This window comes from Nonomuraea sp. CA-143628, assembly GCF_050942315.1.
Classification (GTDB): Bacteria; Actinomycetota; Actinomycetes; order Streptosporangiales; family Streptosporangiaceae; genus Nonomuraea.
The window spans coordinates 11,986,031-11,998,514 of record NZ_CP192072.1 but is presented as its reverse complement, the minus strand read 5'-3'; the positions used below and the strand labels follow the sequence as shown (position 1 = coordinate 11,998,514).

Annotated in this window: 12 protein-coding genes; 9 read left to right on the top strand and 3 right to left on the bottom strand. The window is 68.3% G+C overall.

Annotated features, from left to right (window positions below; translation table 11 throughout):
* Positions 1-118: 118 nt before the first annotated feature.
* Positions 119-1,996: a Xaa-Pro dipeptidyl-peptidase gene (locus ACQP2T_RS54115; protein WP_433512570.1), complete on the bottom strand. Its 1,878-nt coding sequence runs from the start codon at positions 1,994-1,996 to the stop codon at positions 119-121.
* 290 nt (positions 1,997-2,286) lie between these two features.
* Between ACQP2T_RS54115 and ACQP2T_RS54110 the strand changes: the two genes are divergently transcribed.
* The 6 genes from ACQP2T_RS54110 to ACQP2T_RS54085 all read left to right on the top strand — a co-directional run bounded on the left by ACQP2T_RS54110 (position 2,287) and on the right by ACQP2T_RS54085 (position 9,175).
* Positions 2,287-3,366: a BMP family lipoprotein gene (locus ACQP2T_RS54110; protein WP_433512569.1), complete on the top strand. Its 1,080-nt coding sequence runs from the start codon at positions 2,287-2,289 to the stop codon at positions 3,364-3,366.
* A gap of 113 nt (positions 3,367-3,479) precedes the next feature.
* A complete protein-coding gene (locus ACQP2T_RS54105; RefSeq protein ID WP_433512568.1) occupies positions 3,480-5,087 on the top strand; it encodes an ABC transporter ATP-binding protein in 1,608 nt (535 codons plus the stop codon).
* The gene (locus tag ACQP2T_RS54100; protein ID WP_397294601.1) at positions 5,087-6,226 is read left to right on the top strand and encodes an ABC transporter permease; all 1,140 of its coding nucleotides are present in this window, start codon (positions 5,087-5,089) and stop codon (positions 6,224-6,226) included. Before ACQP2T_RS54105 ends, ACQP2T_RS54100 begins: the two co-directional genes overlap by 1 nt.
* Entirely contained in the window at positions 6,223-7,503 is a 1,281-nt protein-coding gene (locus tag ACQP2T_RS54095) for an ABC transporter permease (RefSeq protein ID WP_433512567.1), read from the top strand. Before ACQP2T_RS54100 ends, ACQP2T_RS54095 begins: the two co-directional genes overlap by 4 nt.
* A gap of 41 nt (positions 7,504-7,544) precedes the next feature.
* Positions 7,545-7,895 carry a cytidine deaminase gene (locus ACQP2T_RS54090; RefSeq protein WP_433519954.1) on the top strand — a complete coding sequence of 117 codons (351 nt, stop codon included), beginning with the start codon at positions 7,545-7,547 and terminating at the stop codon, positions 7,893-7,895.
* 5 nt (positions 7,896-7,900) lie between these two features.
* A complete protein-coding gene (locus ACQP2T_RS54085) occupies positions 7,901-9,175 on the top strand; it encodes a thymidine phosphorylase (RefSeq protein ID WP_433519953.1) in 1,275 nt (424 codons plus the stop codon).
* Positions 9,176-9,218: 43 nt separating this feature from the next.
* On the opposite strand, the gene ACQP2T_RS54080 is transcribed toward ACQP2T_RS54085, so the two are convergent.
* On the bottom strand, positions 9,219-9,605 hold the full coding sequence (locus ACQP2T_RS54080) for a MarR family winged helix-turn-helix transcriptional regulator (protein WP_433512566.1): 387 nt from the start codon (positions 9,603-9,605) through the stop codon (positions 9,219-9,221).
* A gap of 87 nt (positions 9,606-9,692) precedes the next feature.
* Here ACQP2T_RS54080 and ACQP2T_RS54075 point away from each other — a divergent pair, with 87 nt between their 5' ends.
* The gene (locus ACQP2T_RS54075; RefSeq protein WP_433512565.1) at positions 9,693-11,099 is read left to right on the top strand and encodes an MFS transporter; all 1,407 of its coding nucleotides are present in this window, start codon (positions 9,693-9,695) and stop codon (positions 11,097-11,099) included.
* A 198-nt stretch (positions 11,100-11,297) separates the two neighbouring features.
* Here ACQP2T_RS54075 and ACQP2T_RS54070 read toward each other — a convergent pair whose 3' ends face one another.
* On the bottom strand, positions 11,298-11,525 hold the full coding sequence (locus ACQP2T_RS54070) for a hypothetical protein (RefSeq protein WP_433512564.1): 228 nt from the start codon (positions 11,523-11,525) through the stop codon (positions 11,298-11,300).
* Between the two features lie 7 nt (positions 11,526-11,532).
* Between ACQP2T_RS54070 and ACQP2T_RS54065 the strand changes: the two genes are divergently transcribed.
* Both ACQP2T_RS54065 and ACQP2T_RS54060 read left to right on the top strand, forming a co-directional pair.
* Positions 11,533-11,943, top strand: a complete 411-nt coding sequence (locus tag ACQP2T_RS54065; RefSeq protein ID WP_433512563.1) for an AMIN-like domain-containing (lipo)protein — start codon at positions 11,533-11,535, stop codon at positions 11,941-11,943.
* A 4-nt stretch (positions 11,944-11,947) separates the two neighbouring features.
* Positions 11,948-12,304 carry a cupin domain-containing protein gene (locus ACQP2T_RS54060; protein WP_433512562.1) on the top strand — a complete coding sequence of 119 codons (357 nt, stop codon included), beginning with the start codon at positions 11,948-11,950 and terminating at the stop codon, positions 12,302-12,304.
* Positions 12,305-12,484 lie beyond the last annotated feature (180 nt).

The window sequence follows — 12,484 nt, the reverse complement described above, 5'->3', positions numbered from 1 at the left end:
TACGGCAAGCATGGGCCAGCCCCACCCTTCTGGGCGGGGCTGGCGTCTGTCCAGGGAAACGCTCCTCCGGTTTACGGGGTTGAGCACCGTGACGTGCGCATTCTTGACCCCGGCCGCCCTATGGCCTGACCACCGGCAGGATCAAGGAGGACTTGGCCGGGTTGACAGTGAATTTCGAGCCTTCCGGATAGCGGAGCGTGTAGTCCCGGTCCGTTGACGTGATGATCAGGCCGATCTTGTGGCCCTGGTCGAACCGGTAGTCCTTTGGCTGGAAGTCCCAGGTGAACGTGTATTCCTGGGACGGTTTGACGGTCTCTGTCCGTGCCGGGTCGTGGCGGTTCCTGATGTCCAGCCAGCCTCTTGAGACGATCTTGTAGGGCGTCGTCGCCGTGCCCAGCCTGCGCAATGCCGTGCAGCCCGTGTCGCCTGGGACGCCTTCGCCGTAGCAGAGGGTTTCGCCTGTTGGGACCAGGGTGCCGTCCGCTCTGGTGCCCGTGCCGTAGTCGACCAGCAGGGCCGTCAAATACGGCGAGGAGCCGCCATCGCGGGCCGCGCGGAGTGAGATCGTCGGGGTTCCGGAGATCCGGACGGCGGCCGGCAGCTCCGGCGTCAGGTAGGCCAGGCGGTTGGGATCCGCGGCCGGGGCCGCCTCCACCAGTTGTTCGGCGGTGCGGGTCTTCTGGTCGACGAAGGACTCGCGGGCCGCGTACTGCGGGAAGACGTTCAGCTTCGAGCCGGAGCCGAGGTGCAGGGCCACTGGCTTGGTGGCCGGAAGTGGCCACGATGCGTGAGTGCCCCACTCGCCGGGGGCGATTTCGACGTCCGCCTGCGGCTCACGCATGATGCCGCTGTCGATGCCGTACAGCCAGTAGTCGAACCAGCCGTGCAGTTGCCGCAGCCATTCGACGGTGCGCAGGTTGAAGGGGTTCATGTGGGTGCCCTGGTGCAGCCAGATCTTGCGCGGCACGTGGCGCTTGGACAGGGCGTACCACCACTGGGCGAACTGCTTGGTCTTGACGTTCCAGTCGTTGAGGCCGTGCACGACGAAGACGCTGGCCTTCACCTTGTCGACGTCGTTGAGGTAGTTGCGGGCGTTCCAGAAGCGGCTGTAGTCGCCGCTCACCCGGTCCTGCGTCGCCGTCAGGTAGTCCATGACGGGGCCGCACACCTTCTGCCCGTCGGCGCGGGTGAGCACGTACTTGGCCAGCACGTCCGCGTCCTCGCCCTGGAAGCCGCCCGCCGCCAGCACGCCGCCGTTGGCCCGGTAGTAGTCGTACCAGGAGGAGATCGCGGCGATGGGCACGATCGTCTTCAGTCCCTTGACGCCCGTCGAGGCGACCGCGTTGGGCAGGGTGCCGTTGTAGGAGACGCCGATCATGCCCACGTTCCCGGTCGACCAGGTGGCCGAGACGGGCGCGCCCTCCGGGGTGAACCCCTTCGCGCGGCCGTTCAGCCAATCGATCGCGGCCTTCGGGCCGGCCGTCTCGTTGCGGTCTCCAGTGGAGGGACAGCCGGTGGCGCGGCCGCTGCCCAGGTTCTCCACCAGTGCGATCGCGTAGCCGCGGGGCAGGAAGTAGTTGTCGTAGTAGCCGTCGAACGGCTCGGCCGCCAGCTTGTTCGCGAAGGAGCGCAGGGTCGGCAGCGGGTTGCCGTTCTCGTCGACGTCCACCACGTGGTTCGGCACGTCGTTGCCGCCCGCGTAGTAGGGGCTGGCCTCCATGATGACCGGGACCTTCAGGCCCTCGTCGGTCTCCTTCGGGCGCAGGATGTCCACGGCGACGCGGTCCGGCAGGCCGTCGCTGTCGCTGTCGGTCCCCGCGACCTCGACGTACACCGTCTGCTTGACGGCGTCGGCGCGGGAGAAGACGGGCTGGGTGGCGTTGTTCTCGATCTTGATGGCTGGGACAGCCGGTGTATCCGCTGAGGCGGGCGCCGCGCCCATGGCCGCGATGAGGATCGCGGCCATGGGCATGATCATGGCCTTCCAAGGATGCATGTAGGGCTCCAGGATGAAAATCCACCGTTGATCAGGAATCTCTGCCATGATCGACCTGACGGCAAGGGCCCCCCGGTGTCCAAAGTTGGGTAAAGCTTCCCGAGCCGGTCTTCGGACCGCATCCGCAGATTCAGGTCACGGACACGAGTGATGTCGATAACGGAGCGGTTGCGACCCTGTGTGCCGGTTTTGTCCGCCCTGGTCAACCAACTATCTTCCGTGCAGGGTTGCCGTACATTTCTTCGCGCCTGCGACGAAGTTTGACGGCGGGGAAATGGAAAGGAGTCGCCTTGCTCAGCAAGCGATTCGGCAGGATGGCGGCCGGCTCGATAGCGGGCGCCATGCTCATGGCGGCCGCGGCCTGTGGCGGCAGCGGCGGCACGGGAGGCGACGCCACGTCCAGCGCGGCGCCGACCTCCGGATCCAGCAGTGAGGCGCCGAAGTCCGGCGCGCTCAAGGTCGGCCTCGCTTTCGACGTCGGCGGCCGTGGCGACAAGTCCTTCAATGACGCCGCCTACGCGGGCCTGGAGAAGGCCAAGACAGAGCTCAAGGCCGACATCAAGGAGCTGAGCCCGGCGGCCGACGGCTCCAACCGCGGCGAGCTGCTCCGCCAGCTGGCCGACGCGGGCTACAACCCGATCATCGGTGTCGGCTTCGCCTACGGCGACGACATCAAGAAGACGGCCGAGGAATACCCGGAGATCCAGTTCGCGGTCGTCGACTCCGCCTCGAACGCGGCCAACGTCACCGGCCTGCTGTTCGCCGAGGAGCAGGGCTCTTACCTGGCGGGCGTCGCCGCGGCGACCAAGGCCAAGAGCGGCCACGTCGGCTTCGTCGGCGGTGTCGAGAACGACCTGATCAAGAAGTTCCAGGCGGGCTTCGAGGCCGGTGTGAAGTCGGTCAAGAAGGACGCCAAGATCGACATCAAGTACCTCAGCCCCGACGGTGACTTCAGCGGCTTCAAGGCTCCCGACAAGGGCAAGGTCGCGGCCGAGAAGATGTACCAGGACGGCGCGGAGATCGTCTACCACGCCGCCGGCGACTCGGGCCTGGGCGTGTTCCAGGCGGCGGCCGCGGCCAAGAAGAAGGCCATCGGCGTCGACTCCGACCAGCGCCAGACGGTCAAGGAGACCGATCTGCAGTCGGTCATCATGACCTCGATGCTCAAGCGCGTGGACGTCGGCGTGTTCGAGTTCGTCAAGGCGTTCCAGGGTGGCGCCAAGGGTGGCAGCAACACCATCTACGACCTCAAGGTCGACGGCGTGGGCCTGGCCACCACCGGTGGCGAGATCGACGACATCCAGGACAAGCTCGATGCTGCCAAGCAGGACATCATCGACGGCAAAATCACGGTTCCGTCCAAGCCGTAATTGAGGTAGGAACGTTGACCGAGGGCCCGGAGTCCAGACCGACCCCGGGCCTTCGGCCTATCCGCTCTTGGAGACACCAGTGAGCGGAGCGATTGAGGAGCGGTGAGCGATCTGTGAACGCCGACACCCTCGCCGCGGTGCAACCCGCCGTCGAGCTGGAGGGCATCACCAAACGCTTCCCCGGCGTCGTCGCCAACCATGACATCCGCATCACCGTCGAACCCGGCACGGTGCACGCGATCGTGGGGGAGAACGGCGCGGGCAAGTCCACCCTGATGAAGATCCTGTACGGCATGCAGAAGCCGGACGAGGGCACGATCAAGGTGAACGGTGTGGAAGTGGCCTTCCGCACACCGAGCGACGCCATCAACGCGGGCATCGGCATGGTCCACCAGCACTTCATGCTGGCCGACAACTTCACCGTGCTGGAGAACATCGTCCTCGGCGCCGAGCCGAAGAAGGGCGGCCGGCTCGACTCCGCCGGGGCCCGCGCGCGCATCACCGAACTGGCGACCAGCCATGGCCTGCGGGTGGACCCCGACCGGCTGGTGGAGGACCTCGGCGTCGGTGACCGGCAGCGAGTGGAGATCCTCAAGGTCCTCTACCGTGGCGCGCGCATCCTGATCCTCGACGAGCCGACCGCGGTGCTCGTACCCCAGGAGGTCGACGAGCTCTTCGACAACCTGCGCGAGCTCAAGGCCGAGGGTCTGACGGTCATCTTCATCTCCCACAAGCTCGACGAGGTGCTCAGCATCGCCGACGCGATCACCGTGATCCGGCGCGGCACCACGGTCGCCAGCGTCGACCCCGGCGAGGTCACCGCGCGGCAGCTGGCCGAGCTCATGGTCGGCAGCGAACTGCCCACGCCCGAGACGCGCGAGTCCACGGTGACCGACGAGACGGCGCTGAAGGTGTCCGGCCTGACCATGGAGGCCGACGGCTTCCGCCCGGTGCCCAAGGGCACCTCGATCCCCCTGTACGTGCAGAAACTAAGAGAGGAGGGCCGCCGGCTGCTCCTCGACGACGTGTCGTTCGAGATCCACAAGGGCGAGATCCTGGGCATCGCCGGGGTCGAGGGCAACGGCCAGTCCGAGCTGATCGAGGCCATCATGGGCATGCGGCCCGTGCACGGCGACATCTCGCTCGACGGCGCCGACATCAGCACCTGGTCCACCCTCAAACGCCGCGAGTCGGGCATCGGCTACATCCCTGAAGATCGCCACCGCCAGGGTCTGCTGCTGGAGGCCTCGCTCTGGGAGAACCGGGTGCTCGGCCACCAGACCAGGCCGCCCGCGCGCAAGGGCATCTGGGTCAACCGGCGCTCGTCCAGAGCCGACACCGAACGCATCGTCAAGGACTACGACGTCCGCACCCCGAGCGTCGACACGCTGGCGCTGGCCCTGTCGGGCGGCAACCAGCAGAAGCTGATCGTCGGGCGTGAGATGAGCGGCGAGCCGAAGTTCCTCATCGCCGCCCACCCCACCCGCGGCGTCGACGTGGGCGCGCAGGCCGCGATCTGGGACCACCTGCGTAACGCCAGGGCGGCGGGCCTGGCCGTACTCCTGATCTCGGCCGACCTCGACGAGCTCATCGGCCTGTCCGACACGCTGCGGGTGATCTACGGCGGGCGGCTCGTCGCCCGCCTCGACCCGTCCGACGTCACCCCCGAGCGGTTGGGCGGCTACATGACCGGCGCCATCACCAGTACTGAGGAGACGTGATGCCCGCCGGGCTCTACCGGGCGCTACTGACCGTCGCCGGCGCCATCGCCGCCATCATCCTGGCGATCCTGATCTCCAGCGTCGCGATCATCGCGGCGGGGGCCAGCCCCGAGGCCGCGTTCGCCGCCTTCTTCGACTTCGGCGAGACCGAGCGGGCGGTGGTCAACGGCATCACGACCATGCTCAACCGGGCCGTGCCGCTGTACATCGCGGGCCTGGCCGTGGCCGTCGGCTTCCGCATGAACCTCTTCAACATCGGCGTCGAGGGCCAATATCGCATCGCGGCCATCTGCGCCGCGTACGTCGGCTCCACGTTCGTGGCGCCCGCCTGGATCCAGATCCCGGTGATCATCGTGGTGGCGATGGTCGTGGGCGGCTTCTACGCGCTGATCCCCGCCGTGATGAAGGTGACGAGGGGGGTGAACGAGGTCATCTCCACGATCATGCTGAACTACATCGCGATCAACCTGGCCGCCTTCCTCGTCCGCGGTCCCTTCACGGGGGAGCGCGCCAAGGGCGTGCTCACTACTACGACGCCCGCGCTGCCCGAGTCGGCCTGGTTCCCCAACCTCAACGTCCTGTTCGAGATGTTCGGGCTGCCGGCGCCTCGTGGCGGCGGTCTCTGGGGCTTCCTCCTGGTGGCCGTCCTGCTGGGCATCGGGCTCTGGGTGTTGCTGGAGCGGACCCGGTTCGGCTTCGAGGTCAAGGCCAGCGGCCTCAACGCCTCGGCCGCGCTGGCCTCCGGCGTCAGCCCGAAGAAGATGGTCATCTCCGCGATGGTGCTCTCCGGCGCGATCGCCGGGCTGATCGGCATGCCGGAGATCCTCGGCGACAAGCACTCCTTCGGCTCCAACTTCACTCCGGGCCTGGGCTTCCTGGGCATCGCCGTGGCGCTGCTCGGCCGGAACAAACCCGGTGGCATCGCCATCGCGGCGCTGCTGTTCGGCTTCCTGGACCATGCGCAGGGCCCGCTGCAGTTCGCCAACGTGCCGCCCTCGGTCATCATGATCATGCAGGGCACGATCGTGCTGCTGGTGGTCATCGCCAACGAGATCACCAGCAGGATCGCGCTGCGGCGCGAGGAACGGCGGGCCGCTCAGCAGCTCGGCAGGAACACTCCCGTTGAGGTGACAGCATGACGAAGGTCAGCCGATACCACTTGGCGCTCATCGGCGTGGCCGTGCTCATCCTGGTCATGTCGCTGGTCCGCGTCGTCTCCGGGCAGGACGACATCACCTCGTCCGGCACGTTCAACGCCGCCCTGATGCTGTCGGTGCCGATCGGCCTGGCCGGGCTCGGCGGCCTGTGGGCCGAGCGGGCGGGCGTGGTCAACATCGGCCTCGAAGGCATGATGGTGCTCGGCACCTGGTTCGCCGGCTGGGCCGGATACCAGTGGGGCTTCATGGCCGCGCTGGTCGCCGGGCTGATCGCCGGCGCGCTCGGCGGGCTGATCCACGCGGTCGCGACCGTCACGTTCGGCGTCGACCACATCATCAGCGGCGTCGCCATCAACCTGCTCGGTCCCGGCATCACCCGCTTCCTGTCCGAGGTCCTCTACGGGGAGGGCACTCGCGCGGCCGCGGCGGGCGCGGGCATCACCACCTCGCCGGCCATGTCGTCGGAGGCGCCCGAGCCCAGCCTGCCGCTGTTCTCGGCGGGTCCCGACTGGCTCGGCAGCCTGGAGCGCACCCACTGGTTCCTGATCTCCGACGTCGCGGGCATCCTGCGCGGGCTCACCCATGAGGTGAACGTGCTGGTCATCCTGGCCGTGCTGCTGCTCCCGCTGACGTTCTTCGTGCTCTGGCACACGGCGTTCGGCGTGCGGCTGCGTTCGGCGGGCGAGAACCCGTGGGCGGCCGAGTCGCTGGGCGTGAACGTCTACCTCATCAAGTACGTGGCCGTCGTCATCTCCGGCGCGTTCGCCGGGCTCGGCGGCGTGTTCCTGGTCTTCATCTCCACCAAGTACGTCGAGGGCCAGACGGCGGGCCGCGGGTTCATCGGCCTGGCCGCCATGATCTTCGGCAACTGGCGGCCCGGCGGGCTGGCCGCGGGCGCCTCGCTGTTCGGCTACGCCAGCGGCCTGCAGCTGCGCAGCTCCGGGGCCGTGACGGCGTTCTTCCTGTTCGGCGCCATCCTGCTGCTCATCTACATCGGCACCAAGGTGCGCGCGCTGCTGTCGTCCGGCCAGCCGGCGGAGATGGTCACCAGGGGCGCCAGGGAGTACAACCTGATCGCGGCGGCCGCCGCGGGCACGATCGTACTGATCTGGCTGTATCTGACCGTCGACAAGTTGCCGAACGAATTCGTCTTCATCACACCACACGTGCTCACGCTGCTCGTGCTCCTGGTGGCTTCGCAGCGACTGCGGATGCCCAAGGCCGACGGCGTGCGCTATCGCCGGGGGGAACAGCATTGAACGTCGACTGGGACGGCCTGCGCACGGAGGCCGTCGAGGCCATGCACAACGCGTACGCGCCCTACTCCAAGTTCCCCGTCGGCGCGGCGGCGCTCGTTGACGACGGCCGCGTCATCACCGGCTGCAACGTCGAGAACGCCTCCTACGGCCTGGGCCTGTGCGCCGAGTGCGGCCTGGTCTCGGCGCTGCACTCCTCGGGCGGCGGCCGGCTGGTGGCCTTCACCTGCGTGGACGGTCACGGTGAGCTGCTGATGCCGTGCGGGCGCTGCCGGCAGCTGCTCTTCGAGTTCGGCGGCGAGGAACTGCTGGTCGAGACCGTGGACGGGCCGAAGCGGATGGCCGAGATCCTGCCCTACGCCTTCGGCCCCGACGACCTGTCGAGGTCCGCCTGATGTCGATGGACGTCATCGAGGTCATCGTCGCCAAGCGGGACGGTGGCGAGCTGGCGGCCGCCCAGATCGACTGGGTGATCGACGCCTACACCCGCGGCGAGGTCGCCGACGAGCAGATGTCCGCGCTGGCCATGGCCATCCTGCTGAACGGCATGAACCGGCGCGAGATCGCCGGCTGGACGCAGGCGATGATCCGCTCGGGCGAGCGGATGGACTGGTCCGCGCTGGACCGGCCCACCGCCGACAAGCACTCCACCGGCGGCGTCGGCGACAAGATCACGCTGCCGCTCGCCCCGCTGGTGGCCGCGTGCGGCGCCTATGTCCCGCAGCTGTCGGGCCGCGGCCTTGGCCACACGGGCGGCACGCTGGACAAACTGGAGTCGATCCCCGGCTGGCGGGCCTCGCTGTCCAACGACGAGATGCTCTCGGTGCTGCGCTCGGCGGGCGCGGTCGTCTGCGCCGCCGGCTCGGGCCTGGCCCCCGCCGACAAGAAGCTGTACGCCCTGCGCGACGTCACCGGCACGGTCGAGTCGATCCCGCTCATCGCGTCGTCGATCATGTCGAAGAAGATCGCCGAGGGCACCGGGTCGCTGGTGCTCGACGTCAAGGTGGGCTCGGGCGCGTTCATGAAGACGCCGGAGCGGGCCCGCGAGCTGGCCGAGACGATGGTCGCGCTGGGCACCGACGCGGGCGTGCGCACGGTCGCCCTGCTCACCGCCATGGACCGCCCCCTGGGACGCGCTGTGGGCAACGCCCTGGAGGTCGAGGAGTCGGTCGAGGTCCTGGCGGGCGGCGGGCCGCCGGACGTCGTGGAGCTGACCGTACGGCTGGCGCGGGAGATGCTGGAGGCGGCCGGGATCTCCGGCCCTGACCCGGAGCGGGCGCTGGCGGACGGCTCGGCCATGGACGCCTGGCGCCGGATGATCACCGCCCAGGGCGGCGACCCGGACGCGATCCTGCCCAGGGCGGCCGAGACCATGGTCGTCGAGGCGCCTGCCTCGGGGGTCCTGTCACGCCTGGACGCCTATGCCGTCGGGCTGGCGGCCTGGCGGTTGGGGGCGGGGCGGGCTCGTAAGGAGGATCCGGTGTCGTTCGGGGCGGGCATCGTGCTGCATGCCAAGCCGGGTGACCTCGTACGTGAGGGGCAGCCGCTGATGACACTGCACGCGGACGAGACGGGTCGCTTCGAGCGGGCCCTGGCGGCGCTGCAAGGAGGCTACGAGGTCGGGGCGGGGAGCGCCGAGGTGCTGCCTCTGGTGCTGGACCGGATCACGGCCTAGCACACAGGCGTCAGCGAGCTTTCAGCGTACGAGCACAGGGGCTCTAGCGTACGAGCACGGGTGCGTCGGCGAAGATGTCGGCGAGGACGGCGCGCTGCGTCGGCAGGGCCTCCTTGTGGCGCGCTCTCCCCGCCTCGGTGATGCAGACGAAGACGCCACGGCGGTCCTGGTCGCACACCCCGCGCGAGACCAGCTGAGACTTCTCCAGCCGCGCCACGACCCTGGACAGCGCGCTCTGGCTCAGGTGAACCTCGTCACAGAGCTCCTGGATCCGGAGCTTCTTGTCGTGATGGACGATCCGGTCCAGCACCTCGAACTCGCTCGGCCCCAGGCCGTGCTTGTCACCCAGCTCGCGTTCCAGCGAGCACATCGCCTTGGCGTGCTTCGCCAGGACGTAGTGCCAGGTCCCGACCACGAACTCCTCGTCCATGTCGCGGAGGTTACCACTTCGCTAAAACTGATGCAACGGAATTAAATGCGTTTGCATTAGATGCGGATGCATGTAGTGTACTGACCCATGTCCTCTCACTCATCCCGTTGGGGCGCGCTCGCCGTGCTCTGTGCAGTGATCTTCCTTGACGCCCTTGACGTGTCGATGGTCGGCGTGGCGCTGCCCGCCATCCAGCACGACCTGGGCCTTTCTACCTCTTCTCTGCAGTGGGTTGTCAGCGGCTACGTGCTCGGTTATGGCGGTCTTCTGTTGCTGGGCGGCAGGACCGCCGACTTGCTCGGGCGACGCAGGGTGTTCCTGGTCGCGCTGGGTGTCTTCGCCGTGGCGTCGTTGCTCGGTGGTCTGGTGGACGACGGCGCTCTGCTGATCGCGGCCAGGTTCATCAAGGGGGTGGGGGCGGCCTTCACCGCGCCGGCCGCTCTTTCGATCATCACCACCACGTTTCCCGAGGGGCCTGAGCGCAACAAGGCGCTCAGCATCTTCACCGCGTGTGGCGCCAGTGGTTACTCGCTCGGGCTGGTGCTCTCCGGTCTGCTGACCGAGATCGGCTGGCGGTGGACGCTGCTGATGCCGGTTCCGGTCGCGATCATCGCGCTGGTCGCCGCGCTCAGGGTGCTGCCGCGCGGCGAGGAGGAGCGGGCCGAAGGCGGCCACGACCTGATCGGCGCCGTGCTGATCACCGCCTCGATGCTGCTGCTCGTCTTCACCGTCGTCCAGGCGCCCGAGGCCGGCTGGACCTCACTGCGCACGATCGGCTCGCTGGTCGCCGTCGCCGCGCTGCTCGGCCTGTTCGTCTTCGCCGAACTGCGGATGAGGCACCCGCTGGTCCGGCTGGGCATCCTGCGCTCCGGCTCGCTCGTCCGGGCGAACCTGGGGCTGCTCATCCTGATGGGCTCCTACGTGGCCTTCCAGTTCGTGGCCATGCAGTACTTCCAGAACCTGCTCGGCTGGTCGGCCCTGGGCACCGCGCTGGCGTTCCTGCCCGCCGGGGTGCTCGTCGCGATCACCTCGACCAAGATGGGCGACTTCGCCGACAGGTTCGGCACCACCAAGCTGACCATCATCGGCGCGGCCGCGCTGGCCGGTGGCTACGCGATGTTCCTGGGCATCGACGAGCACCCCAGCCTGGGCGGTCTGGTCATTCCGGGCATGCTGCTGCTGGGGATCGCGTTCGCGCTGTCTTTCGCGCCGCTGAACATCCAGGCCACGAACGGCGTGGACGACGACGAGCAGGGGCTGGCCTCCGGGCTGCTCAACACCTCCGGCCAGGTGGGCGGCGCGATCGTGCTCGCCGTGGTCTCGGCGGTGCTGACCTCGAACGGCACCACCCTGTCGATCGAGTCGCTTCGCTCGGCCATCGTGGTGTCGCTGGTGCTGGCGCTGGTCGGGGTGGCGATCTCGGCCACCGGGCTGCGGGTACGCAAGCCGGTGGCGGCCCCGCAGGAAGAGGCGAAGGTGTACGAGACGGTCTGACCCAGACATCTCGTTGGCAGGGCCCCGCGCGGTTCGCGTACCGCGCGGGGCCTTCTTCGTGCGCCCCACGTGTCGTCTATGAGTGGCCCACGTTCGTGCCACTCGCGCGCCGCGCCGCTTGTGATCCTCTGAACTGGGGAATCAACCTGCTATGCGCCCGTCACCCGGGCTCGGGCATCCGTCGCGACGCCGCCCGGCCTACGCCGCTCTCGCCTGTCTCGTCGTACTGACCGCGTGCGGTACGACCCCGCCAGGAGGCGCTGGGAGCACCGCGACCACGAGCGCGTCAGCCGAGCCCACCGCCCCACCCAGGGTCGCCACCCCATCAACGTCACGTGGTCGGACGTCCACGTCCACCTCCACCTCCTCGTCCTCCTCCTCGATCTCCGTCGACACGGGCACGCGGAAGGCGGCGCCGACGAGCATGGTCGAGGTGGACGTACAGCACAACATCGGCGACCCGGCGGTCGTGCAGGGCGTCCGCTACGCCACCCACGACACCTACGACCGCGTGGTGATCGACCTCAAGGGCTCCATGCCCGGCTACAACGTCAAATGGGTGGACAAACTTCTGCAGGACGGCTCAGGCGACGACTTCAACCTCCACGGCGGCGCGTACCTCCAGCTCATCCTCGCCCCCGCCGACGCCCACGACGCCAAGGGCAGGCCCACCTGGAAGGGCGGGCCCATCTTCCCGGCCAACCTCGGCAACGTGACGCATGTGGTCAAGACCGGCGACTTCGAGGGCCGCGTCGGCGTCGGCCTGGTGCTCAACCATCAGGCGGCGTTCGAGCTGAAGGAGCAGTCCGATCCCGATCGGCTCGTCATCGACGTGGCACACTGACCTGATGGTCAGGAAGATCGAAGCGGCTACCCGCATCCCGGTGCCCGGCGGCAAGCTCATCGACGAGCACGTAGGCCGCGTCAACAGCGGCGACGAGGCGATCTCCATCGCCCACATGGTCGCCCCGCCCGGCTGGGACGAGCCCGCACAGACGCCCTCGTTCACCGAATACACCGTCGTCCTGCGCGGCACGCTCCTGGTGGAACACGCGGGCGGCACGACCGAGGTCACGGCGGGCCAGTCCATCGTCACGGACCCGGGCGAGAAGATCCGCTACAGCACCGGCCCGGACGGCGCCGAGTACATCGCCGTCTGCCTTCCCGCCTTCTCCCCGGACATGGCCAACCGCGCCGAGGCTTAACACTTTTTGTATTCCAATGCGCTTGAAGTTAACAGGCGTAGAGGCTATCTTTGTCATGCAGCGAAGGACGCTTCGAGGCACTCTGGCCCGGGATCGGCCTAGAAAAGGCCGTGCCCCGGGCGGCATGCAGAGCAGAGGCGGACCCGGGGCTTACGCGTTCAGTGTATCCCAAGGTGCCGC